Here is a 23,434-nt window from a genome sequence, read left to right as displayed (position 1 = left end):
TGACGTGCTGGCCCGCCGGCCCGGTCGGCCCGGCGGGTCGAACGTCAGGACAGTAGAGGCGCCCGGTGGCCGGAGCTCCAACGTGTCATGAACGGGGCGGGTTCAGTCCGCGCGGACCGGGAAGACCGGCACGGTCACGTCGTCGTCGTCCAGGCAGGCGCCCGTCTCCAGGTCGAAGCGCTGCTTCAGCAGCGGCGACGCGACGAACGGCCGCCCACCGTCGGAGCCGATCAGGCCGCGGGAGAGGACGTAGGCGCCGGTGAACGGGTCCCGGTTGTCGATCGCGTACGCCCGCCCCGCGCGGTCCACGAACAGCGCGACCTGCCGGCCGTCCGGGAGGAGCGCCGCCACCCCGCGCCCCGGGGTCAGCAGCGAGCGGTCGCAGACCGTGAGCCAGCCGTCCCCGTCCGCGAGCTGGATCGTCCTGGTGTCCTGCGCCGTTTCCGTCATCTGGGTCGTCATCAGGAGGGGGTCCCTTCAAGAGTACGGATGGCGAGCACCGGGCCCGCGAGGATGTCCAGGTCGGGCTTGACCTGGTCGCGCTCCGGGACGAACTTGACCGAGGGGTCGGGGGCGTCGGGGGCGTTGACGAAGGTGACGAAGCGGCGGAGCCGCTCCGGGTCGTTGATGGTCTCGGCCCACTCGTCGCGGTAGCCGCGGACGTGGTCGGCCATCAGCCGCTCCAGCTCGTCGCAGAGGCCCAGCGAGTCGTGGACGACGACGTCCCGTACGTGGTCCAGGCCGCCCTCGATGCGGTCCAGCCAGGTCGAGGTGCGCTCCAGCCGGTCCGCCGTGCGGATGTAGAACATGAGGAACCGGTCGATGAGACGGACCAGTTCGGCGTCGGAGAGGTCCTGGGCGAGCAGGTCCGCGTGGCGCGGGGTGGCGCCGCCGTTGCCGCCGACGTAGAGGTTCCAGCCCTGCGCCGTGGCGATGATCCCGAAGTCCTTGCCGCGGGCCTCCGCGCACTCGCGGGCGCAGCCCGAGACCGCCGACTTCAGCTTGTGCGGGGAGCGCAGGCCCCGGTAGCGCAGCTCCAGGTCGATGGCCATCTTCACCGAGTCCTGGACGCCGTAGCGGCACCAGGTCTGCCCCACACAGGACTTGACCGTGCGCAGCGACTTCCCGTAGGCGTGCCCGGACTCGAAGCCGGCGTCCACGAGACGGGCCCAGATCAGTGGGAGCTGGTCGACGCGGGCGCCGAAGAGGTCGATCCGCTGGCCACCGGTGATCTTGGTGTAGAGGCCGAAGTCCCGGGCCACCTCGCCGATCACGATCAGCTTCTCCGGGGTGATCTCACCGCCGGGGATGCGCGGCACGATCGAGTACGAGCCGTTGCGCTGGAGGTTGGCGAGGAAGTGGTCGTTGGTGTCCTGCAGGGCCGCCTGCTCGCCGTCCAGGACGTAACCGCTCGCGCCGACCGTCGGGGCGAGCGAGGCGATGACCGACCCGACCGTGGGCTTGCAGACCTCGCAGCCGTCACCGCCGCGGGCCGCCTCACGGCCGTGCGAGTCGAGGAGGGCGGCGTACGTCGTGACGCCGAGGGTGCGGACGATCTCGTACAGCTCGCTGCGGGTGTACTCGAAGCAGCCGCACAGCCCCTGGTCCTCGGGCTGGGGGAGCAGCTGCCCGATGACCTTGACGCAGCTGCCGCAGCCGGTGCCCGCCTTGGTGCACTTCTTCACCTCGGGGAGCGTGGTGTGCTCGCAGATCGCCCCCTTGGTGACGTTGTGGCAGGAGCAGATCACGGCCTCGTCGGGCAGCGAGGACGGGCCGAGCGTGACCGGGCCGCCCGCTCCGGCCGGCAGCACCAGCTGCTCCGGGGCGACCGGCAGGACCGTGCCCGTCATGGGGCGCAGCGTGCCGTACTGGTCGGCGTCGCCCACCAGGACGCCGCCGAGCAGCGTGCCGTCCCGGCCGATCACCAGCTTCTTGTAGACACCCGAGCGGGAGTCCGCGTACACGACGTCGAGGCAGCCCTCGGCCGCACCGTGCGCGTCACCGAAGGAGGCGACGTCCACACCGAGCAGCTTCAGCTTCGTCGAGAGGTCGGCCCCGGTGAAGGAGGCCGTGTTGCCCGCGATCACCTCGGCGACCGCCACCGCCATCTCGTAACCCGGCGCCACCAGACCGTAGACCCGGCCGTCCGAGGCCAGCGCGCACTCGCCGATCGCGAAGACGTCGCTGTCCGAGGTGCGGCACTCCTCGTCGACGATGATGCCGCCGCGCGGGCCGACGGCCAGGCCGCAGTCGCGGGCCAGCTGGTCCCGGGGGCGTACACCGGCGGAGAAGACGACGAGGTCGGTGGCGAGCGAGGAGCCGTCCGACAGCGACATGCCGTCGACCCGGCCGTCCTCGCCCGCGGTGACCTCCTGGGTGCCCACAGCCGTGTGGACCGAGAGGCCCATGTTCTCGATGGTGCGCAGCAGCGCGGCGCCGCCGCCGTCGTCGACCTGGACCGGCATCAGCCGGGGCGCGAACTCCACGACGTGCGTGTTGAGTCCGAGCCCCTTCAGCGCGCCCGCGGCCTCCAGGCCGAGCAGACCGCCGCCGACCACCGCGCCGGTCGTCGCGGTCTTCGCGTACTCCTCGATCGCGAGGAGGTCCTCGATGGTGCGGTAGACGAAACAGCCCTCGGTGTCCTTGCCGGGGACCGGCGGCACGAAGGGGTACGAGCCGGTGGCCAGCACCAGCGTGTCGTAGGAGAAGGTCTCCCCGGAGCGCGCGGTGACGGTGCGCGCCTCGCGGTCGACGCCCACCGCCGGGTCGCCGACGCGCAGCTCGATGCCGTGGCGCTCCATGAAGTCCGGCTCGACGAGGGAGAGGTCCTCCGGGGTCTTTCCGGAGAAGTACGAGGTCAGCTGCACCCGGTCGTAGGCCGGGCGAGGCTCCTCGCAGAGGACGACGACCCGGGCGGTGCCCGCGGCGGCCGTCAGCCCGCGGTCGGCGAGCGCTTCCAGGAACCGCTGGCCGACCATGCCGTGCCCGACGACCACGATCGTCGGCACGCCTGCGGTGGGGGCGGTCGGGGGAGTGGACACCGGCATCAGAAGCCTCCGTCGTTGGTGAGCAGGTGGAGCAGGGACATGTCGGCGGGGAGGGGCTCGTCGTCCTGCCAGGTCCGGGCGAGGGCGCCGACCGCGGCGAGGTCGCCGAAGAGCACCCCGCCCGCCAGCCGGTCGCCCCGGACGACGACCGTGCGGTACGCGCCCCGGGTGGCGTCCGCCAGCCTGACCACGTCGTCGCCGGGCATCGGGCGGGAGTCGCCGAAGGCGGCCAGGTCGAGGCTCCCGGCGGCCCCGGCCGCCCCGTCGGCGACGGGGGCGGCGGCGGGCGAGCGCAGGGTGAGCCGGGTCAGGGCCCGGGTCCCCCCGTAGCGCGCGGGACGCCCGGCCAGCACCTCGGTCAGTACGTCGGCCTGTTCGAGCGCGGCGCCCGCCAGCCCGTACACCGTCCCCGCGTGCTCGGCGCAGTCGCCGACGGCGTGGATGTACGGGTCCGAGGTCCGCAGCTCGTCGTCGACGACGACGCCCTTGCGGACGTCGAGCCCGGCGGCCCGGGCCAGCCCGGTCCTGGGTCGGACTCCGCAGGCCAGGACGGTGATCTCGGCCTCCAGCTCGTAACCGTCGGCGAGCTCCACGGCCCGCACGGCGGGTGTCTCCCCATCGGTGCAGCGCAGCCCGCGTACCCGGCACTCGGTGTGCACCTCGACGCCGAGGGCCTCCAGGTGACGGCGCAGCATCCCCGCCGCCTCGAAGTCCAGCTGCCGTTCCATGAGGTGCTCGCCCTGCTGGGCCAGCACCACCTGGGCGCCGCACTCGGCCAGTGCGCGGGCGGCCGACACCCCGAGCAGTCCGCCGCCGATGACGACGGCTCGCACGCCGGGACGTACGGCGGCGCGCAGCGCCAGGCAGTCGTCCAGGGTGCGGAAGGGATGCACCCCGTCCGGCAGCGTGTTGCCGAGGCCCCGCAGCGGCGGCAGCACCGGGTTGGAGCCGGTGGCCAGCACCAGGCGGTCGTAGCCGACGACGCTGCCGTCGTCGCAGAGCACCTGGCGCTCCGCCCGGTCGATCCGGACGACGCGCACCCCGCGCCGCACCTCGGCGGGCGGCAGCGCGATGACGTCCGACTCGTACCGGCCGGCGAGCACCTCGGCCAGCAGCACCCTGTTGTACGGTGCGTGGGCCTCCTCACCGATGACGGTGACACCGGGGACCCGGGCGGCGAGCCGTGCGCCCGCCATCCCGGCGCCGATCACCACCACCCGCGCCGCGTTCTCCGTCCGTGTCCTCATACCGACGAGAGTGCGCGGCGGGTGTTACCCGACCGCATCCCTCCTGTTTCCCTGGAGGAACCTTGCGCTCAGCGCGTGACGAGGCGCTCTGTGAGGGCGCGGCCGCCCGGTTGGACGGTGTACCCACCACCTGCTTAAGGTCGCGAGCATGCCTGAGACAACCCTCACCACCCTGGTATTCCTCTGTCTGGCCGCCGCGGCGGCCGGCTGGATCGACGCGGTGGTGGGCGGGGGCGGGCTGCTCCTCCTGCCCGCCCTTCTGCTGGGGCTCCCGCACGTCTCGGCCGCGCACGTCCTCGGCACCAACAAGGCCGTGTCCATCGTCGGTACGTCGGGCGCCGCCGTCACCTACGCGCGCAAGGCGCCGGTCCGGGTGGGCACCGCCGTGCGGATCGGGCTCATGGCGCTGGCGGGATCGATGACCGGTGCCTTCTTCGCCGCCGGGATCAGCAGCGACGTGCTGCGCCCGGTGATCATGGTGGTGCTGCTCGCCGTCGCCGCCTTCGTGATGCTGCGGCCGTCCTTCGGCTCGGCGGCCGGCGGCGGCCCGGACAGGAAGGTCACCCGGGCCCGTGCGGCCACCGCGATCGTGCTGGTCGGCGGTGGCATCGGCTTCTACGACGGGCTGTTCGGGCCCGGCACCGGCACGTTCCTGGTGCTGGCGCTCACCGCCGTGCTCCACCTGGACCTGGTCACCGCCTCGGCCACCGCCAAGATCGTGAACGTCTGCACCAACGCCGGCGCGCTGGCGATGTTCTCCTACCAGGGGACCGTGCTGTGGCAGTTGGCCGCGCTGATGGCCGTATTCAATCTGGCGGGCGGGATGGTCGGTGCGCGGATGGCGCTCAGGAAGGGCAGCGACTTCGTCCGCGGGGTTCTGCTGGTGGTGGTGTTCTCGTTGGTCGCCAAGCTCGGCTTCGACCAGTGGACGGCCTGATCAGCGCACCTCGGTGAGGTGGGCGTACGCCACCACGTTGCCCAGGTAGCCCGTCTCGCGGGTGAATCCGCCGCCGCAGGTGATCAGTCGGAGCGAGGCGTGCCCGGTGGCGCCGTACACCCGCTTGTCCGGGAATTCGTCCTTCTCGTAGACCTCGACCGCGTCGACCGAGAAGACGGCGGTGCGGCCGTCCCCGCGGTCGATCTCGACCACGGCCCCCTTCTTCAGGGACCCGAGGCCGTAGAAGACCGAGGGTCCCTCCGCGTTGTCGACGTGCCCGGCCACTATCGCGGTGCCCCTCGCTCCGGGCGGTGTCCCGTCCTCGTACCAGCCCGCGAGGTTGCGGTTCCCGGCGGGCGGCGCGTCGAGGCTGCCGTCCGCGCCGAGCCCGAGACCCGTCATGGGCGCGTCCACACCGATGCCCGGGATGCGGATCCTGACCGGTGCGGACGAGCGCAGCGGTTCGGCGACCGGTGTCCCCGGCCGCACCTCGGGCCCTGCGGCGAAGGCCTCGGCGGTCGACGGCTGGGGCGCGACCGTCCGGACAGCCGCGCCGTTGTGGACCAGCCACACCCCGCACAGCGCGGCGATGCCCACCAGCCAGGCCCGTGCCTTCAGTGCCGTCCTGTCCACGTCCCGTCCTCCGCCGGTCGCCCTCAGCGGTACATGCCGCCCGGGCGGCGCCGGCGCACCAGCAGGGCGCCGGCGGCGGCTGCCGCCGCGACGAGGCCGGCGCCCGCGGCGATCTGTGCGGTGTCGGGGGCGGCGCTGCCGCCGACACCCGTCCCGACGTGCCCGGAGGGCCGGCTGGGGCCGGGCGAGGTCGTGGGCCGGTGGCCGGGCGGCCTCGCGGAGCCGGGGTCGGCCGGCGGGGTCACCGGTTCGGGGCGGTTCCCGGGCGCCGTGCCCGTGCCGGTCCCGGAGGGCAGGACCGTCGCGGCCTCGTCCCCGGTCCCCGCCTCGTCCTCGTCCGTCTCCGGCCAGTCGGGTTCCGCGACCGCCGCCGGTTCCCCGGCGGGGTCCAGGCCGTCGAGCGGCGCCGGCTCCTCGGCCATCAGGTCCTCGGCGGGCTCCGGGGCGTCGGCCGCTCCCGGGTCCGCGGGCGCCGCCCCGCCGCTGTCGCAGGCCGCCGCGTCCGCGCCGGCCGTGCCCTCCGGTCCGCAGTCCGCCGCACCTGGGGCGGCGTACACGGCGATGGACTCCGGTCTGCCGGGTCCGGCCGCGTGGGCGGACGGGGCGGCGAGGCCCAGCGCGGCGGCGGTGAGGGCCGCGGCGGCGGTACCGGTCACGAGGCGGGCGGGGCTGCGCATGGGAATCCTCCGGGCAGACGGATGTGTCCTGCCTCCGAGGTAACGTGCCGCGCCCGCCGCCCGCACGCTGACGGATGGTCAGCTTTCACCCGCCCGGCCCCGGGAGGCGCGTCCGCCCGTCCGGCCAGGCGCAGGTCGCGGCGGTGCTGGGAGCCGCCGGGGTGGTCCGGTGCCGAACGGGTGACCACCCCCGTTCGGCGAGTGTGATACACGTCACATGAATGGACCTCGATCGACCGGGAACACGCCCCCTACCCCCCCCCACGGGACGGCAGCCCCCCGCCGGCCCCATGGCAACCGCCCTCTCCGGCCCACCCCCCCGGGACCGGTGAGGGCGGTGTCATGTCCGCCCGGGCCTCAGGTGCCGTGCGCGCCGCTCCCGCCCGTCGCGGACCAGGTGATGTCCGGCGGGCGGACGCGCGCGCACCGGGGCTGCCCCCTGCCGTCGGTCAGCCGCAGCCGCGCGGTGAGGTGCCCGGTCCTCGCGGCGGCCTCCAGGACCCCGGGGTCGATGTCGCTCATCATCAGCTTGGCGCGCCGGAACATCGTGAAGACGCCGGAGCCGTCCACGGTGCCCCAGGACAGGTGGACGAAGCGCCCGCCGAGCCGGTTCTGGATGTACGGGCCCGAGACCTCGACGCCCTCCGGGGTGGGCGTGGCGGTGCAGTCCAGGGTCCAGGAGGCGTGCGCCGCGTCGCCGGGATGTATGCCGAGGAGCTCCCCGGGCCGGTCCTTGCGCTGCACGCCGACGTGGATGTTGTCGAAACCGGCGAAGTCGGTGTCGGGACCGCAGGTGCGGCCCGGGAGTTCCGAGGCTTCGATATGGATCTGCATGGCCCCATGGTCCCGCATGCCGGGGAGGTCAGACGCTCCCGCGAGGCGCATCCTCGTACACCTGGCCGAGCAGCCGCATCAGGTTCTCGTCGACGGCGAAGGGGGTGTCGTCGATCCGGTGGACCGGTGCGATGCCCTGCGAGTTGCTGACGAACGCCGCCCGGTACGCGCCCAGGCCGTCCGGCGTCACCCCGCGCCGTACCGGGGGCCGGCCCGCCCTCGTCAGGCCGCTCTCCAGCAGCGCCATGGTGATGCCCGTCAGTGCCGGGGCGTCCGGCCAGACCACCGAGGTGCCGTCCCAGAAGCCGATGTTGGTGATCGCCCCCTCGGTCACCATGCCGCTGGGCGACGTCAGCAGCGCCTCGTCGAAACCCGCCCGCCGGGCCTGCTGCCCGTAGTAGGCCTGGGCGAACTCGCCGGGACGCTTGATGTGCGGCACGGCGCGCGCGAACGGGACCGACATCAGGCTCCGGGGCGCACCGTCGGTCCGGGCGGGCTCCCGCACCGTCACCATCGTCACCGTCGCGGCGCTGTCCGGCGGCATGAAGGCGTGTACGCGGACCGACGCGTCCCGCTTCCCGGCGCCGTCGAGCGCGTGGCCGATGAGTGCCCGCACGCGCTCCCCGGCCAGGGGCAGTCCGAACAGCTCCCGGTTCGCGGAGTCCAGCCGGTCGAGATGCAGGGCGAGGCCGCGTACCGTACGGTCCCTGACCTGCATCGCCGTGAAGTGGCCGTAGCCGGCGAAAGCGGGGATCCGCAGATCCTCCTCGGTGGCGGGCCGGCCGTCGAACTCGGCGTACAGGTCGGACAGGGAGGGCGTCATGGTCCTCAGCGTAGGTGTCGGTCCGGCGGCGCTTGACCTCAATCTTGGTTGAGGTGTGAGGCTGCTCGGCATGGACCTCACCGCACCTCTTCCCACCTCGTCCGACGCCCCGCTGAAGGTGGCCGTCATCCTCGGCAGCAACCGCGAAGGCCGGTTCGGGCCCGTGGTCGCCGAATGGTTCCTCGGACGGGCCGCCGGCCACCCGGACATCGAGACCGAGCTGATCGACGTCGCCGAGACCGAACCGCCCGCCACCGGGGCCGCCCTGGCGACGCCGCGGCTGGCCCGCGCCGACGCGTTCGTCGTGCTGACCCCCGAGTACAACCACTCCTACCCCGCCCCGCTGAAGAACCTCATCGACCGGCACTTCGCCGAATGGCAGGCCAAGCCCGTCGCGTTCGTCTCGTACGGCGGGATCTCCGGCGGCCTGCGGGCCGTCGAGCACCTGCGCCAGGTCTTCGCCGAGCTGCACGCCGTCACCGTGCGCGACACCGTCTCCTTCCACAACGCCGGTGCCCTCTTCGACGACCGGGGCGTGCCCACGGACCCGGCCGGCACCGACGGGGCGGCCAAGAGGATGCTCGACCAGCTGGTCTGGTGGGGCCGCGCCCTGCGCGAGGCCAGGACCCGGCACCCGTACGGCGGCTGACGGCACGGAGGCCGACAATCGAGGGGCCCACCGACGCCGGGAGACAAGGAGATCCGGGAATGACCGAGCCCGCATGGCTGACGGTGCTGACCACGACGGACAGCGAGGAGAAGGCCCAGGCCCTGGCCCGGGGCGCCGTGGACGCGCGACTCGCGGCCTGCGCCCAGATCCCGGCGCCCGTCACCTCCGTCTACCGGTGGCAGGGCGCCGTCGAGTCCGGTCAGGAGTGGCAGGTGCTCTTCAAGACGACGGGGCAGCGGTACGACGAGCTGGAGGCGTACCTCCTCGCGGCGCACGACTACGGGACGCCGGAGATCATCGCGGTGCCCGTCGTGCGCGGCAGCGACCGCTATCTCGCCTGGGTCTCCGCGGAGACGGCGCCCGTGGCTGGCCTGTGACGGACGGCCGGCTGCCGTTCTTCGTCTACGGGACGCTCCTCCCCGGAGAGGCCAACCACGACCGGTTCCTCCGGGGCCGCACACACGAGGAACGGCCGGCCGTGCTGCCGGGCGCCCTCCTCTACGAGGGGCCCGGCTATCCGTACGTCGTCGACGGCCCGGGCACCGTCCACGGCACCCTGGTCACCGCGGCCCCCGGGGCCTACGCGGAACTGCTCGGGCTCCTGGACGACCTGGAGCAGTACCTGGGCCCGGACCACCCCCGCAACCTGTACGAGCGGGTGGCACGCAGCGCCCGTCCGGTCCCGAGGGCGGCCGACGGCACCGTCCCGGGCAGACAGGGCTGCTTCCCGGCCGAGGCCGAGGCCGGGATCGACCGGGCCGGGACCGACCGGGCCGGAACCGACCGGGACGGGACCGTGCTCGCCTGGGTCTACCTCGCGGCCGCCCCGGTGGCCCGCTCCCTGCGCACCGGCGGCACGCCCGTGCCGGGCGGCGACTGGCTCAGCCGGCGGCCTCCACCCGCACGGCGCACACCTTGAACTCCGGCATCCGCGACACCGGGTCGAGCGCCGGGTTCGTCAGGGAGTTGGCACGGCCCTCGTCCGGCCAGTGGAACGGCATGAACACGGTGTCCTGCCGGATCGCCACCGTGATCCGGGCCGGTGCCACCGCCCGTCCACGCCGCGAGGTGACCGCCACCCTCTCGCCCTCGGCCACCCCGATCCGCTCGGCGAGCCGTGGGTGCAGCTCCACGAACGGCCCCGGTGCGGCGGCGTTCAGCTCGGCCACCCGGCGGGTCTGCGCCCCCGACTGGTACTGGGACACGACCCGCCCCGTCGTCAGCACCACCGGGTACTCCGCGTCCGTCTCCTCGGCGGCGGGCCGGTGCGTGACCGGGACGAACCTGGCCCGCCCGTCGTCCGTCGCGAACCGCTCCAGGAACAGCCGGGGCGTCCCGGCGTGCTCCTCGTCCGGGCAGGGCCAGAACACCCCGTCCTCCGCCTCGATGCGGGCGTAGGTGATGCCCGCGTAGTCGGCGGGGCCGCCCGCCGAGGCCCGCCGCAGCTCGTCGAAGACCTGCTCCGGATCGGCGGGGAAGCCCTTGCCGTGCCCCAGGAGACCCGCCAGCGCGTTCAGCACCTCCAGGTCGCTGCGTACGCCCTCCGGAGGTGCGACCGCACGCTGCCGCAGCAGCACCCTGCCCTCCAGACTGGTCGTGGTCCCGCTCTCCTCCGCCCACTGCGTCACCGGCAGCACCACATCGGCCAGTGCCGCCGTCTCCGACAGCACCACGTCCGCGACCGCCAGGAAGTCCAGCGACCGCAGCCGCTCCTCGACGTGCCCCGCCCGCGGTGCGGACACGACCGGATTCGACCCCATGACCAGCAGCGACCGCACATCCTGCCCCAGCGCGTCGAGCAGCTCGTAGGCACTGCGCCCCGGCCCCGGCAGCGAGTCCGGGTCCACGCCCCACACCCCGGCCACATGGCGCCGCGCCGCGGGGTCGGTGAGCTTGCGGTAACCGGGCAGCTGGTCGGCCTTCTGGCCGTGCTCCCGGCCGCCCTGGCCGTTGCCCTGGCCGGTCAGGCAGCCGTAGCCGGACAGCGGACGGCCCGCCCGGCCGGTGGCCAGGCAGAAGTTGATCCAGGCGCCCACCGTGTCCGTGCCCTTGGCCTGCTGCTCGGGCCCCCGCGCGGTGAGCACCATCCCGCTCTCCGCGCCGCAGAACATCTCCACGGCCTCGCGCAGCTGCGGCACGGGCACTCCGGTGAGGCGCTCCACCAGCTCCGGCCAGTGCGCCATCGCGCCCGCCCTCGCCCCGTCCCAGCCGCTGGTCCGGGTGCGGACGAACTCCTCGTCCACCCGCCCGTCCGCCACGGCCAGATGCAGCATGCCGAGCGCGAGGGCCAGGTCGGTGCCCGGACGGGGCGCCAGGTGCAGATCCGCCTGCTCGGCGGTCCTGGTCCGGCGCGGATCGATCACGATCAGTCGGCCGCCGTTCTCCTTCAGCTCGGTCAGGTAGCGCAGCGCGGGGGGCATGGTCTCCGCGAGGTTCGAGCCGACCAGGATCACGCACCCGGTCCGGGGGATGTCCTCCAGCGGGAAGGGCAGCCCGCGGTCGAGGCCGAACGCCCGCTGGTGGGCGGCGGCCGCCGACGACATGCAGAAACGGCCGTTGTAGTCGATCTGCGAGGTGCCGAGCACCACCCGGGCGAACTTCCCGAGGGCGTACGCCTTCTCGTTGGTGAGCCCGCCGCCGCCGAAGACGCCCACGGCGTCCGCGCCGTGCTCCGCCCGGGTCGCGCGCAGCCTGTCCGCGATCCGCTCCAGCGCCTCGTCCCAGCTCGCCGGCGCCAGCTCGCCGCCGGCGTCGCGCACCAGGGGTCCCGTCAGCCGCACACCGGCGGCGAGCACGGCGGGGGCGGTGCGTCCCTTGCCGCACAGGGCTCCCCGGTTGACGGGGAACTCGGTACGCTCGACGACCTCGACCACCCCGCCGTCGGTGACCGGTCGCAGCTTCATCCCGCACTGGAGCGCGCAGTACGGGCAGTGGGTGGACGTCTCGGTGCGGGCCATGCGCCCAGCGTGCGAGGCCGGTATTACGAGGACCGGTGCGTCCGGTTACGCGCCCGGTACGCGCGCCTCAGTCCGCCCCGCCCGCCGCCGTGAGGTCGTCGGCGAGTGCCTCCGTCACCCCGGGCTCCTGCGGACCCAGGAAGTGCGGATCCGGCTCGAACACCACGTCGAGGAGGGCCTTGCCCGCCGCGAACACCTCCCGCGCCCCGCCGTAGTACCAGGTCACATCGTGTACGGCGTCGACCCCCACCCCGTACGCGTCGATCCCGGCGGACCGGCAGAGGGCGATCGCCCGCCGTATGTGGAAGCCCTGGCTCACCAGGACGGCCCGGTCGACCCCGAATATCCTCTTCGCCCGGACGCAGGAGTCCCAGGTGTCGAAGCCCGCGTAGTCGCTGACGATCCGCGCGTCCGGCACCCCCCGCCCGGTGAGATACGTGCGCATGGCATCCGGTTCGTCGTACTCCACGCGGCTGTTGTCCCCGGTGACGAGCACGACCCGGACCCTGCCCGTCCTGTACAGCTCGGCGGCGGCGTCCAGCCGGTTCGCGAGGTACGGCGACGGCAGGCCCTCCCGCAGCCCCGCCCCGAACACCACGGCGACCTGCTGCGCCGGTGCGTCCGCCGTCGTCCTCACCCGGGCGTCTGCCGTGGTGTGCAGCCACGCGGCGGGCGCCAGCGCCACCACGCAGGCGACCATCAGCGCCTGCAGCAGCCGCCGCTGCCCCCGCCGGGTGCGTGGCGGCCGCAGCCGCGCGGCCTGCCGTCGCAGGGCCCTGGGCCGCACACGGCGGAGCCCCCTCGTTGTCCTCAGCCGCATGCGGCGCCCCCCGCGCTCGTACCGGTTCCTGGAGAATGGGACGAACGACGGGGACGAAAGGTTCGCGGGCCGGTGTGAACAGGTACTGACACCGCGGGAACCCCGTCCGTGAGGCAGAGGCAAACACCCGTCACCGGTGCGAAACGGCCCGGCAACGTCCGCCCGGCACGATCGGTGCATGACGGAGACGGCACCGGAACACCCACGTGAGTCCCTGCCCCTCGACAGCACGGCGCAACTCCTGACCCGCATCACCTCGCAGCTCGGAAACCAGCTCAGCCTCGTCTCCCTGAACGGAACCCGCAGGCCCATGCACCGCATCCGGAGATCCGCCCCCACCCTGGTCGCCGTCGCCCACGGCAGCCGGGACCCGCAGGCCCTGCGCACCGTCCTGGAGCTCCTGGAGGGGGTACGGGAGCTGCGGCCGGGCCTCGACGTCCGGCTCGGCCACATCGAGCTGAACGAACCGCTGCTGCCGGACACCCTGGACGGCATCGGGCGGGGTGACGCCGTGCTCGTACCGCTGCTGCTCGGCCGCGGCCACCACGTCCGCCACGACCTGCCCCTCGCCGCGGCGGCCGCGAGCCACCTGCGGACCAGGGTCGCCGCCCCGCTCGGACCGCACCCGCTGCTCGTCGAGGCACTGTACGAGCGTCTCGTCGAGGCCGGGTGGCGGGACGAGGACGGCACGAGCCGCAGCGCCGCCGTCGTGCTCGCCGCCGCCGGGTCGCGCGACCCCGACTCCGACGTCGACGCGCGCCGCACCGCCGCCCTGCTCAGCGACCGCCTCGGCGGCGTGCCCGTGGTGCCCGCGTACGCCTCGGCGGCCACGCCCACCGTGCCGGCCGCCCTGCGGGCACTCGCCGCCCGGGGCCGCCACCGCACCGCCGTCGCGTCGTACTTCACGGCACCCGGCCGCTTCGCGACCGTCTCGGCAGCCGCCGCTCCCGGCATCGCCGCCGCACCGCTCGGCGCCCACCCGGCGATGGCACGCCTCGTGCTGCACCGCTACGACCGGGCCGTGGCCGGTGCGCCGTCGGCCCACGGCGCCCTGACGCATCCCCACCTCCTCGCCTCCGCCTGACCCTTCCTGTCAGCCCGCCGGTCTAATGTCGAAGACATGGACGGTACGCACGACCCCAGGGACACGCCCTACGGCATCGCTGACACCGAGCGCTGGGACACCGAGCCGGACAAACGGCCCGGCCGCACCGCGTTCCAGCGCGACCGTGCGCGGGTACTCCACTCCGCCGCCCTGCGCAGGCTCGCCGGCAAGACCCAGGTCGTCACCCCCGGCACCCGGGGCCAGGCCTGGGACGCCAGTCCCCGCACCCGCCTCACCCACTCCCTGGAGTGCGCCCAGGTCGGCCGGGAGCTCGGCGCCGTCCTCGGCTGCGACCCCGACCTCGTGGAGGCGGCCTGCCTCTCCCACGACATGGGCCACCCGCCCTTCGGGCACAACGGCGAACAGGCCCTCAACGACTTCGCGTCGGACTGCGGCGGCTTCGAGGGCAACGCCCAGTCGCTGCGCCTGCTGACCCGCCTCGAACCGAAGCGCTTCGTCCGCGACCCCCGCAGCGGGGAGCTCGTCAGCGTGGGGCTCAACCTCACCCGGGCCGCCCTGGACGCCGCCACCAAGTACCCCTGGGCCCGGGGGGCGCACCCCACGGACCCCGGCTCACCGAAGTTCGGGGTGTACGAGGACGACCTGCCGGTCTTCGCCTGGGTCCGCAAGGGCGCTCCGCAGGACCGCAAGTGCTTCGAGGCGCAGGTCATGGACTGGTCCGACGACGTCGCCTACTCCGTGCACGACTTCGAGGACGGACTGCACGCCGGGCACATCGACCCGGGCTGCCTCTTCTCCGGGCCGGAGCGCGCGGAGATCTGGGACGTCGCCGTCGGGCGGTACGTCCCCGCGGACACCGACCCCCAGGAGCTCGCCGACGCCCTGGACCGGCTCACCGCCCAGGAGTGGTGGCCGCACGGCTACGACGGCACCGCGGTCGCCCAGGCCCGGCTGAAGGACGCGACGAGCCAGCTCATCGGCAGGTTCTGCCTCGCCGCCGAGTCCGCGACCCACGCGGCGTACGGCCCCGGACGGCTCAGCAGATACGGTGCCGAGCTCATCGTCCCGCGCGAGGTGCGCAACGAATGCGCCGTCCTCAAGGCCGTCGCGGACCGCTACGTCATGCAGCGCGCCGAGCAGGAGGTCATCCGTGCGGGCCAGCGGATCGTCATCGCGGAGCTGGCCGCGGCCCTCACCGCCCGTGCGCCCGAGGGCCTCGAACCGCAGTTCCGCGCCCTCCACGAGGCGGCCGAGGACGACCGGGCGCGCAAGCGGGTCCTCGTCGACCAGATCGCCGCACTGACGGACGCTTCCGCGCGTTCCCTTCACGGGACGCTCATGGGCGCCCGGCAGACTGGACCATGACCGGGCCACATGCCAGCGGCTGTGACCTGATCGGGGTACACCCTCTTTCGCCATCACGCCGCGTGCGGGACGCTCGCAGGTGATGGCGCCGCGCAGCACAGTACCGAGGAGGCATCAAGTGGTCGACGCACATCGGACGTTCGTCATCATCGGCGGAGGACTCGCCGGCGCGAAGGCGGCCGAGACCCTCCGGGCGGAGGGCTTCAGCGGCCGGGTGATCCTCATCGGGGACGAGCGCGACCATCCGTACGAACGGCCTCCCCTCTCCAAGGGGTACCTGCTGGGCAAGGAGGAGCGGGACTCCGTCCTCGTCCACGAGACCGCCTGGTACGCAGGCGCCGACATCGAGCTCCACCTCGGCCAGGTGGTCACCTCCATCGACCGGGCCGGCCGGTCCGTGCAGCTCGGCGACAACACCGTCGTCCACTACGACAAGCTGCTGCTCGCCACCGGCGCCGAGCCCCGGCGTCTCGACATCCCCGGCACCGGGCTGGTCGGCGTCCACCACCTGCGCCGCCTCGCCCACTCAGACCGGCTGCGGGGCGTCCTCGCCGCCCTCGGCCGGGACAACGGCCACCTGGTGGTCGCGGGAGCCGGCTGGATCGGCCTGGAGGTCGCCGCGGCGGCCCGCGGCTACGGCGCCGAGGTCACCGTCGTCGCTCCCTCCGCGACCCCGCTGCACCACGTCGTCGGCCCGGAGGTCGGCCAGATCTTCACCGAGCTGCACGCCGAGCACGGGGTCCGCTTCCACTTCGGGGCCCGCCTCACCGAGATCACCGGAGAGGACGGCCTGGTCCTCGCCGCCCGCACCGACGACGGCGAGGAGCACCCCGCCCACGACGTGCTCGCCGCGATCGGCGCGGCCCCGCGCACCTCGCTCGCCGAGGCCGCCGGGCTCGACATGGCGCAGCGGTCCGAGGGCGGCGGTGTCGCCGTGGACGCCTCCCTGCGCACCTCCGACCCGCACATCTACGCCGCCGGGGACATCGCGTCCGTGGACCACCCGCTGTTCGGCCGCCGGCTGCGCGTGGAGCACTGGGCCAACGCCCTGAACAGCGGACCGGCCGCCGCGAAGGCCATGCTCGGCCAGGACGTGACGTACGACCGCGTGCCGTACTTCTTCTCCGACCAGTACGACCTCGGCCTTGAGTACTCCGGCTGGGCGCCGCCCGGCTCCTACGACCAGGTCGTCCTCCGGGGTGACGCAGGGAAGCGCGAGTTCATCGCCTTCTGGCTCAAGGACCGCCGGGTCCTCGCCGGGATGAACGTGAATGTGTGGGACGTCACCGAGAGCATCCAGAAGCTGGTCAAGGCAGCCCGGCCGGTCGACCCGGACGCCCTGGGCGACCCCTCGGTGCCCCTGGAGTCCCTGCTCTGAGTGATGGCCCGGCCGTCCGGGACCGGCAGCCGCGCCCCGGTACGGGCCCCGCCGCCGGCCGGTCCCGGACGGCCGGGCCCACCCGTAGACTTCACTCGTGGCAGGCAGGATCAATGACGACGACGTGAAGGCGGTCCGGGACGCGGTCCCGATCGACGCCGTCGTATCCGAGTACCTCCAGCTGCGCAGCGCGGGCGGCGGCAACCTCAAGGGACTCTGCCCCTTCCACGACGAGAAGTCCCCCTCCTTCCAGGTGAGCCCGGGCAAGGGCCTGTTCCACTGCTTCGGCTGCCAGGAGGGCGGCGACACGATCGCCTTCGTGATGAAGATCGATCACCTCACCTTCTCCGAGACGGTCGAGCGCCTCGCCGCCAAGGCGGGCATCACCCTGCGCTACGAGGAGGGCGGCTACAACCCCTCCCACCAGCGCGGCGAGCGCATCAGGCTGGTCGAGGCGCACAAGATCGCCGCTGATTTCTACCGTGAGCAGCTGGACGGCCCCGAAGCGGAGATCGGACGCGCGTTCCTCGCCGGGCGGGGCTTCGACCAGGACGCGGCCGCACACTTCGGCGTCGGATACAGCCCCGCCGGCTGGGACCACCTCACCCGCTTCCTGCGCGGCAAGGGCTTCAGCGACAAGGAGCTGATCAACTCCGGGCTCTCCCAGGACGGCCGCCGGGGCCCCATCGACCGCTTCCGCGGCCGGCTCATGTGGCCGATCAGCGACACCTCCGGCGAGATCGTCGGCTTCGGCGCCCGCAAGCTGCGCGACGACGACAACGGCCCGAAGTACCTGAACACCCCCGAGACCTCGATCTACAAGAAGTCCCAGGTGCTGTACGGCATCGACCTGGCGAAGAAGGACATCGCCAAGGCGAGCCGTGCCGTCGTCGTCGAGGGCTACACCGACGTCATGGCCTGCCACCTCGCCGGGGTCACCACCGCCATCGCCACCTGCGGCACGGCGTTCGGCAACGACCACATCAAGATCCTCCGACGGCTCCTGATGGACAACGGCAGCGCCCGGGTGATCTTCACCTTCGACGGTGACGCGGCAGGCCAGAAGGCCGCCCTGCGCGCCTTCGAGGACGACCAGAAATTCGCCGCCGAGACCTACATCGCGATCGCCCCGGACAACATGGACCCGTGCGACCTGCGGCTCGCCAAGGGTGACGACGCCGTCCGCGACCTGACCGAACCCCGCACCCCGCTCTTCGAGTTCGCGCTCCGCCAGATCGTCGGCCGCTACGACCTGGAGACCCCCGCGGGGCGCGCCGCCGCGCTCGACGAGGCGGCCGCCGTGGTGGCGAAGATCAAGACGAGCAGTGTGCAACGCGAGGTGGCCGTCCAGCTCGCGGGCTTCGTCGGCATCCTCGACCAGGAATTCGTCGTCCACCGGGTCAACCAGCTCGCCCAGTGGGCCCGGGGCCGGGGCGACCAGCGGGGATCCGCGCCGGGCAAGCCCTCCCGGGGAGGCGCCCCGCAGCACGGCATCCAGGCCCCCGCCGCCCCGTCCGGTCCCGCGCTCAACCTCCGCAGTCCCGCACACCGCACGGAGCGCGAGCTGCTCAAGCTCGCCCTGCAGAAGCCGGCCCTGGTCTCCCCGGCTTTCGACGCCTACGGCATCGACGAGTTCACCGCCCCGCCGTACGCGGCGGTACGCCAGTGCATCGCGGAGGCCGGCGGCGCGGAGCTGGGGGTCGCCGAGACCCGCGAGTACCTGGTCCAGGTGCTCGACGCCACCCCCGACGACACCGTCCGCAAGCTCGTCACCGAGCTCGCGGTCGAGGTCTTCCACGGCAAGTCCATCGACGAGACGTACGCGGGCCAGCACCTGGTCAACGTCCGTCTGCGCGCGGTCGACCGCAGGATCGACGACGTCCAGAGCAGCCTCGCCCGCCTGGGCAGCAACGTCGCGCCGGACCACCTGGCCGCCGCGCAGAACGAGGTCTGGGTCCTCCAGCAGTACGCCCAGTCGCTGCGGAGCCACGGCGCCGACGCCCTCTGACCCGATCAGCACCCCGTCACGCTCCGGACGCAAAAAGTCACCGCACGCCCCTCGTGGCGGTGATGTGTCGTACCCCACACTGGATGGCGGTGCCTGAGTCATCGGAGCGCGGCGGTCCGCCGAGGGCGGACCTCCATCCCCGCGGTCCGGCAGCGATCACCTGGAGGTCGCCCCCGTGCAGACCCGGACCGTGCCGATCACGACCGAGCATGTCCCGGCGATTCCCGCGCAGAACCGGGTCACACGTCACCCGGAGACGGCGGGCACGCCCGAACCGGTGCTGGAGGAACCGGTGGAGCCCCCCGGGCTCCCCGAGCCGCGCAGCCGCCCGGAGGCGGGCGGCCCGTCGTCCGACCTCTTCCGCCAGTACTTACGCGAGATCGGACGGATCCCGCTGCTGAGCGCCGCCGAGGAGGTGGACCTCGCCCGCCGCGTCGAGGCGGGACTCTTCGCCGAGGAACGGCTCGCCCGCACCCCCGACCCGGACTCCCGGCTCGCCTTCGACCTGGACCGCCTGGTGGTCCTGGGACGGATGGCGAAACGCCGGCTCATCGAGGCCAACCTCCGCCTCGTCGTCTCCGTGGCCAAGCGCTACGTCGGCCGGGGCCTGACCATGCTCGACCTGGTCCAGGAGGGGAACCTCGGACTGATCAGGGCGGTCGAGAAGTTCGACTACGCCCGCGGCTACAAGTTCTCCACGTACGCCACCTGGTGGATCCGTCAGGCGATGTCCCGCGCGCTGGCCGACCAGGCCAGGACGATACGGGTCCCGGTCCACGTCGTCGAGCTGATCAACCGGGTCGTACGCGTCCAGCGCCGCATGCTCCAGGAGCGGGGCTACGAACCCACCGCCGAAGAGGTCGCCGCCCAGCTCGACCTCACACCCGAACGCGTCGGCGAGGTCCTGCGCCTCGCCCAGGAGCCCGTCTCCCTGCACGCCCCCGTGGGCGAGGAGGACGACGTCGCCTTCGGCGACCTCATCGAGGACGGCGACGCCGCCTCACCGGTCGAGTCCGCGGCCTTCCTCCTGCTGCGCGAGCATCTGGAAGCGGTGCTCTCCACCCTCGGGGAGCGGGAGCGGAAGGTCGTCCAGCTGCGCTACGGGCTGGACGACGGGCGCCCCCGCACGCTCGAGGAGATCGGGAGGATCTTCGGCGTGACACGCGAACGCATCCGCCAGATCGAGTCCAAGACGCTCGACAAGCTGCGGGACCACGCCTTCGCCGACCAGCTCCGCGGCTATCTGGACTGAGACCGGCCGGCGATCGGGCCGCGCCCGGTCGCCGGCCGGTCCGGATCAGTCGACCTCGGCCAGCGCCTGCGCGAACTGCGCCGCGTACAGCCGGGCGTAGGCCCCCTCGGCCGCCAGCAGCTCGTCGTGCGTGCCCTGTTCGACGATCGAGCCGCTCTCCATCACCAGGATCACGTCCGCGTCCCGGATGGTGGAGAGCCGGTGGGCGATCACGAAGCTCGTACGGCCGTGGGCCAGCCGCGCCATCGCCTTCTGGATCAGCACCTCGGTACGCGTGTCCACCGAGCTGGTGGCCTCGTCGAGGACCAGGATCACCGGGTCGGACAGGAACGCCCGCGCGATGGTGATCAGCTGCTTCTCGCCCGCGCTGACCCCCGCGCCCTCGTCGTCGATCACCGTGTCGTAACCGTCGGGCAGCGTACGGACGAAACGGTCGGCGTGGGCCGCCCGCGCCGCCTCCTCGATCTCCTCCCGGGTCACCTCCCGCGAGGCGCCGTAGGCGATGTTCTCCGCGATCGTGCCGCCGAACAGCCAGGTGTCCTGGAGCACCATGCCTATGCCCGAACGGAGTTCGTCACGCGTCATCCTCGCCGCGTCGACCCCGTCGAGGGTGATCCGGCCGCCCGTCACCTCGTAGAACCGCATGAGCAGATTGACCAGCGTCGTCTTCCCCGCGCCGGTCGGCCCGACGATCGCGACCGTGTGGCCGGGCTCCACGCTCAGCGAGAGATCCTCGATGAGCGGCTTCTCCGGGTCGTAGCGGAAGGACACGTTCTCCAGCGCGACACTGCCGCGCAGCTCCTCCGGCCGCTCGGCCGGATCGGGGTCGGGCCCCTGCTCCTCGGCGTCCAGCAGGCCGAAGACCCGCTCGGCCGACGCGATGCCCGACTGCACCAGGTTCGCCATCGAGGCGACCTGGGTCAGCGGCATCGAGAACTGCCGCGAGTACTGGATGAACGCCTGCACGTCACCGATGGACAGCGAACCCGACGCCACCCGCAGCCCGCCGACGACCGCGACCAGCACGTAGTTCAGGTTGGACACGAACATCATCAGCGGCTGCATGATCCCGCTGTTGAACTGGGCCTTGAAGCCCGCCTCGTACAGCGCGTCGTTCTGCTCGGCGAAGTCCTTCGCGGACTCCTCCTGCCGCCCGAAGACCTTCACCAGGGTGTGGCCGGTGTACATCTCCTCGATGTGGGCGTTGAGCCTGCCCGTCACCTTCCACTGCGCCACGAAGTGCGGCTGCGACCGCTTGCCTACCCGCGTCGCGACGACCACCGACAGCGGGATCGTCACCAGCGCGACCAGGGCGAGCAGCGGCGAGATCCAGAACATCATGATCAGCACACCGACGATGGTCAGCAGCGAGTTGATCAGCTGGCCCATCGTCTGCTGCATCGTCTGCGAGATGTTGTCGATGTCGTTCGTCGCCCGGCTCAGCACCTCGCCGCGCTGCTGCTTGTCGAAGTACGACAGGGGCAGCCGCGCCAGCTTCGTCTGCAGGTCCTCGCGCAGCTGGAAGACGACCCGGTTGATCACCCGGATCGACAGCCGGGTCGACACCAGCATCAGCAGCCCCGCGCCGACGTACACCACCAGCGCCGCGAGCAGGACCTGGCCCACGGCGCCGAAGTCGATGCCGTCACCGGGGGTGAAGTCCACCCCGCCCAGCATGTCGGCCAGTCCGCCGTTGCCCTGCTCGCGCAGGCCGTCGATGGCCTGCTCCTTCGTGGTGCCGTCCGGCATCTGCCGTCCGACGACACCCGCGAAGATCAGGTCCGTCGCCCCGCCGAGGATCTTGGGCCCGACCACGGAGAGCGCCACGCTCAGCGTCCCCGCGCCCAGCATCAGGTACAGCGAGGACCTCTCCTTGCTGAACCTCCGCAGCAGCCGCTTCCCGGACCCCTTGAAGTCCATGGACCGCTCGGTGGGCCCCTGGGCCATCATCCGTCCGCCCGGTCCTGCCATCAGGCGGCCTCCGCTTCCGTCAGCTGGGAGAGCACGATCTCCCGGTAGGTTTCGTTGCCGTCCATCAGCTCGTGATGGCTGCCCGTCCCGACGACCCGGCCCTCGTCGAGCACCAGGATCCGGTCGGCGTCACGGATCGTGGACACCCGCTGCGCCACGATCACCACGGTCGCCCCCGCCGTCTCGTGGGAGAGCGCGCCGCGCAGCGCGGCGTCCGTCGCGTAGTCCAGCGCCGAGAACGAGTCGTCGAAGAGGTAGATCTCCGGCTGCTGCACCAGCGTCCGCGCGATCGCCAGCCGCTGACGCTGCCCACCGGAGACGTTGGTGCCGCCCTGCGCGATCGGTGCGTCCAGGCCGTGTTCCAGCCGCTCCACGAACTCCTTCGCCTGAGCCACCTCCAGGGCGTGCCACAGCTGCTCGTCGGTCGCGTCCGGATTGCCGTAGCGCAGGTTCGTCGCGACCGTCCCCGAGAACAGGTACGGCTTCTGCGGGACCAGGCTCACGGTCTTCGCCAGCAGGACCGGATCCATCGTCCGCACGTCCGTACCGTCGACGAGCACATCGCCGTCCGTCGCGTCGAACAGCCGCGGCACGAGCCCGAGCAGCGTCGACTTCCCGCTGCCGGTCGACCCGATGATCGCGGTCGTCTCCCCGGGCCGCGCCACGAGATCGACGGAACGCAGCACCGGTTCCTCGGCACCCGGGTAGCGGAACTCCGCACCCCGTATCTCCAGGTGGCCGTGTTTGAGCAGCTTCGTGACCGGGGCGGTGGGCGGCACGACGCTCGACTCGGTCTCCAGGACCTCCTGGATGCGCTCGGCGCACACCTCGGCGCGCGGCACCATGATGAACATGAAGGTGGCCATCATCACCGACATGACGATCTGCATCAGATACGCGAGGAACGCCGTCAGCGCCCCGATCTGCATCCCGCCGCTGTCGATGCGGTGCGCCCCGAACCAGACCACCGCGATGGACGACAGGTTCACCACCGTCATCACGGTCGGGAACATGAGGGCCATCAGCCGGCCCGTCGACACCGCGACGTCCGTCAGCTCCCTGTTGGCGCCGCGGAAGCGCTCCTCCTCGTAACCGTCACGGATGAAGGCGCGGATCACACGGTTGCCGGTGATCTGCTCGCGCAGTACGCGGTTCACCGTGTCCAGCCGCACCTGCATCGTGCGGAACAGCGGTCGCATCCGCCTCACGATCAGGCTCACCGAGACACCGAGGACGGGCAGCACGGCCAGCAGCACCGCCGACAGCGGGACGTCCTGGCCGAGCGCCATGATGACGCCGCCGACGCACATGATGGGCGCCGAGACCATCAGGGTGAACGCCATCAGGACGAGCATCTGGACCTGCTGCACGTCGTTGGTCGTGCGGGTGATCAGCGAAGGAGCCCCGAACCGTCCCACCTCGCGGGCGGAGAACGACTGCACGCGGCCGAAGACCGACGCCCGGACGTCGCGCCCGAGGGCGGAAGCGGTCCGGGCGCCGTAGTAGACGGCCCCGATGTTGCAGACGATCTGGATGACGCTGACCGCGATCATCATGGCGCCGTACTGCAGGATGTAACCCGTGTCACCCTGCACGACACCGTTGTCGATGATGTCCGCGTTGAGGCTGGGCAGATAGAGGCTGGCGCAGGTCTGCAGGAGCTGGAGCAGTACCAGCAGCATGATGGGCTGTCTGTACGGACCCAGATAGGTCCGCAGGAGTTTTATGAGCACGCGTGTCTCTCGGTCG

The 23,434-nt window shown here is 72.6% G+C and carries 20 protein-coding genes; 9 read left to right on the top strand and 11 right to left on the bottom strand.

Going from position 1 to position 23,434, the window contains the following annotated elements:
• Positions 1 to 102 precede the first annotated feature (102 nt).
• The 3 genes from nirD to ACFUNE_RS00655 are packed head-to-tail and all read right to left on the bottom strand — an operon-like array spanning position 103 to position 4,294.
• Positions 103 to 462 carry a nitrite reductase small subunit NirD gene (nirD, locus tag ACFUNE_RS00665; RefSeq protein WP_383560682.1) on the bottom strand — a complete coding sequence of 120 codons (360 nt, stop codon included), beginning with the start codon at positions 460 to 462 and terminating at the stop codon, positions 103 to 105.
• Positions 462 to 3,047, bottom strand: coding sequence for a nitrite reductase large subunit NirB (nirB, locus tag ACFUNE_RS00660; protein WP_383560680.1), 2,586 nt, complete (start codon positions 3,045 to 3,047; stop codon positions 462 to 464). The genes nirD and nirB overlap by 1 nt, the downstream gene beginning before the upstream one ends.
• A complete protein-coding gene (locus ACFUNE_RS00655; protein ID WP_383560678.1) occupies positions 3,047 to 4,294 on the bottom strand; it encodes an NAD(P)/FAD-dependent oxidoreductase in 1,248 nt (415 codons plus the stop codon). Before ACFUNE_RS00655 ends, nirB begins: the two co-directional genes overlap by 1 nt.
• A gap of 148 nt (positions 4,295 to 4,442) precedes the next feature.
• On the opposite strand from ACFUNE_RS00655, the gene ACFUNE_RS00650 reads away from it, so the two are divergent.
• Positions 4,443 to 5,231 (top strand): sulfite exporter TauE/SafE family protein, encoded by a 789-nt coding sequence (locus ACFUNE_RS00650; RefSeq protein ID WP_383560676.1) that lies wholly within the window; start codon positions 4,443 to 4,445, stop codon positions 5,229 to 5,231.
• Here ACFUNE_RS00650 and ACFUNE_RS00645 read toward each other — a convergent pair whose 3' ends face one another.
• The 4 genes from ACFUNE_RS00645 to ACFUNE_RS00630 all read right to left on the bottom strand — a co-directional run bounded on the left by ACFUNE_RS00645 (position 5,232) and on the right by ACFUNE_RS00630 (position 8,198).
• Positions 5,232 to 5,864 carry a class F sortase gene (locus ACFUNE_RS00645; RefSeq protein WP_383560673.1) on the bottom strand — a complete coding sequence of 211 codons (633 nt, stop codon included), beginning with the start codon at positions 5,862 to 5,864 and terminating at the stop codon, positions 5,232 to 5,234. It abuts the gene before it with no gap.
• A 23-nt stretch (positions 5,865 to 5,887) separates the two neighbouring features.
• Positions 5,888 to 6,541 (bottom strand): hypothetical protein, encoded by a 654-nt coding sequence (locus ACFUNE_RS00640; RefSeq protein ID WP_383560669.1) that lies wholly within the window; start codon positions 6,539 to 6,541, stop codon positions 5,888 to 5,890.
• Between the two features lie 357 nt (positions 6,542 to 6,898).
• Complete coding sequence (locus tag ACFUNE_RS00635) at positions 6,899 to 7,375, bottom strand: DUF5990 family protein (protein ID WP_383560666.1); 477 nt, start codon at positions 7,373 to 7,375, stop codon at positions 6,899 to 6,901.
• A 28-nt stretch (positions 7,376 to 7,403) separates the two neighbouring features.
• The gene (locus ACFUNE_RS00630; RefSeq protein WP_383560663.1) at positions 7,404 to 8,198 is read right to left on the bottom strand and encodes an aminotransferase class IV; all 795 of its coding nucleotides are present in this window, start codon (positions 8,196 to 8,198) and stop codon (positions 7,404 to 7,406) included.
• A gap of 70 nt (positions 8,199 to 8,268) precedes the next feature.
• Here ACFUNE_RS00630 and ACFUNE_RS00625 point away from each other — a divergent pair, with 70 nt between their 5' ends.
• From ACFUNE_RS00625 to ACFUNE_RS00615, 3 genes are read left to right on the top strand one after another with little or no spacing between them, the layout of a single operon-like run.
• On the top strand, positions 8,269 to 8,847 hold the full coding sequence (locus ACFUNE_RS00625) for an NADPH-dependent FMN reductase (protein WP_383560660.1): 579 nt from the start codon (positions 8,269 to 8,271) through the stop codon (positions 8,845 to 8,847).
• Between the two features lie 59 nt (positions 8,848 to 8,906).
• Complete coding sequence (gene cutA / locus ACFUNE_RS00620) at positions 8,907 to 9,245, top strand: divalent-cation tolerance protein CutA (protein WP_383560658.1); 339 nt, start codon at positions 8,907 to 8,909, stop codon at positions 9,243 to 9,245.
• Positions 9,242 to 9,787 (top strand): gamma-glutamylcyclotransferase, encoded by a 546-nt coding sequence (locus ACFUNE_RS00615; RefSeq protein WP_383560654.1) that lies wholly within the window; start codon positions 9,242 to 9,244, stop codon positions 9,785 to 9,787. The genes cutA and ACFUNE_RS00615 overlap by 4 nt, the downstream gene beginning before the upstream one ends.
• Here the strand turns inward: ACFUNE_RS00615 and ACFUNE_RS00610 are convergent.
• Together ACFUNE_RS00610 and ACFUNE_RS00605 are read right to left on the bottom strand one after the other, a co-directional pair.
• Positions 9,750 to 11,825 carry a molybdopterin oxidoreductase family protein gene (locus ACFUNE_RS00610; RefSeq protein WP_383560652.1) on the bottom strand — a complete coding sequence of 692 codons (2,076 nt, stop codon included), beginning with the start codon at positions 11,823 to 11,825 and terminating at the stop codon, positions 9,750 to 9,752. The two genes, ACFUNE_RS00615 and ACFUNE_RS00610, sit on opposite strands and share 38 nt — an antisense overlap.
• A 67-nt stretch (positions 11,826 to 11,892) precedes the next feature.
• Positions 11,893 to 12,645, bottom strand: coding sequence for a vancomycin high temperature exclusion protein (locus ACFUNE_RS00605; RefSeq protein WP_383560651.1), 753 nt, complete (start codon positions 12,643 to 12,645; stop codon positions 11,893 to 11,895).
• A gap of 178 nt (positions 12,646 to 12,823) precedes the next feature.
• Here ACFUNE_RS00605 and ACFUNE_RS00600 point away from each other — a divergent pair, with 178 nt between their 5' ends.
• From ACFUNE_RS00600 to ACFUNE_RS00580, 5 genes are all read left to right on the top strand, one after another.
• Positions 12,824 to 13,729, top strand: coding sequence for a sirohydrochlorin chelatase (locus ACFUNE_RS00600; protein ID WP_383560649.1), 906 nt, complete (start codon positions 12,824 to 12,826; stop codon positions 13,727 to 13,729).
• A gap of 36 nt (positions 13,730 to 13,765) precedes the next feature.
• On the top strand, positions 13,766 to 15,076 hold the full coding sequence (locus ACFUNE_RS00595) for a deoxyguanosinetriphosphate triphosphohydrolase (RefSeq protein ID WP_383560646.1): 1,311 nt from the start codon (positions 13,766 to 13,768) through the stop codon (positions 15,074 to 15,076).
• A 118-nt stretch (positions 15,077 to 15,194) separates the two neighbouring features.
• Positions 15,195 to 16,454 carry an NAD(P)/FAD-dependent oxidoreductase gene (locus tag ACFUNE_RS00590; RefSeq protein WP_383560644.1) on the top strand — a complete coding sequence of 420 codons (1,260 nt, stop codon included), beginning with the start codon at positions 15,195 to 15,197 and terminating at the stop codon, positions 16,452 to 16,454.
• Positions 16,455 to 16,551: 97 nt separating this feature from the next.
• Entirely contained in the window at positions 16,552 to 18,462 is a 1,911-nt protein-coding gene (gene dnaG, locus ACFUNE_RS00585; RefSeq protein WP_383560641.1) for a DNA primase, read from the top strand.
• A gap of 160 nt (positions 18,463 to 18,622) precedes the next feature.
• Entirely contained in the window at positions 18,623 to 19,714 is a 1,092-nt protein-coding gene (locus ACFUNE_RS00580; protein WP_383561657.1) for an RNA polymerase sigma factor, read from the top strand.
• Positions 19,715 to 19,759: 45 nt separating this feature from the next.
• Here ACFUNE_RS00580 and ACFUNE_RS00575 read toward each other — a convergent pair whose 3' ends face one another.
• Together ACFUNE_RS00575 and ACFUNE_RS00570 are read right to left on the bottom strand one after the other, a co-directional pair.
• Entirely contained in the window at positions 19,760 to 21,685 is a 1,926-nt protein-coding gene (locus ACFUNE_RS00575) for an ABC transporter ATP-binding protein (RefSeq protein WP_383560638.1), read from the bottom strand.
• Positions 21,685 to 23,418: an ABC transporter ATP-binding protein gene (locus ACFUNE_RS00570; protein ID WP_383560635.1), complete on the bottom strand. Its 1,734-nt coding sequence runs from the start codon at positions 23,416 to 23,418 to the stop codon at positions 21,685 to 21,687. Before ACFUNE_RS00570 ends, ACFUNE_RS00575 begins: the two co-directional genes overlap by 1 nt.
• Positions 23,419 to 23,434: the final 16 nt, after the last annotated feature.

Origin of the sequence: Streptomyces sp. NPDC057287, assembly GCF_042667905.1 — a bacterium.
Taxonomy (GTDB): domain Bacteria; phylum Actinomycetota; class Actinomycetes; order Streptomycetales; family Streptomycetaceae; genus Streptomyces.
This window is presented reverse-complemented; position numbering and strand designations above follow the sequence as displayed.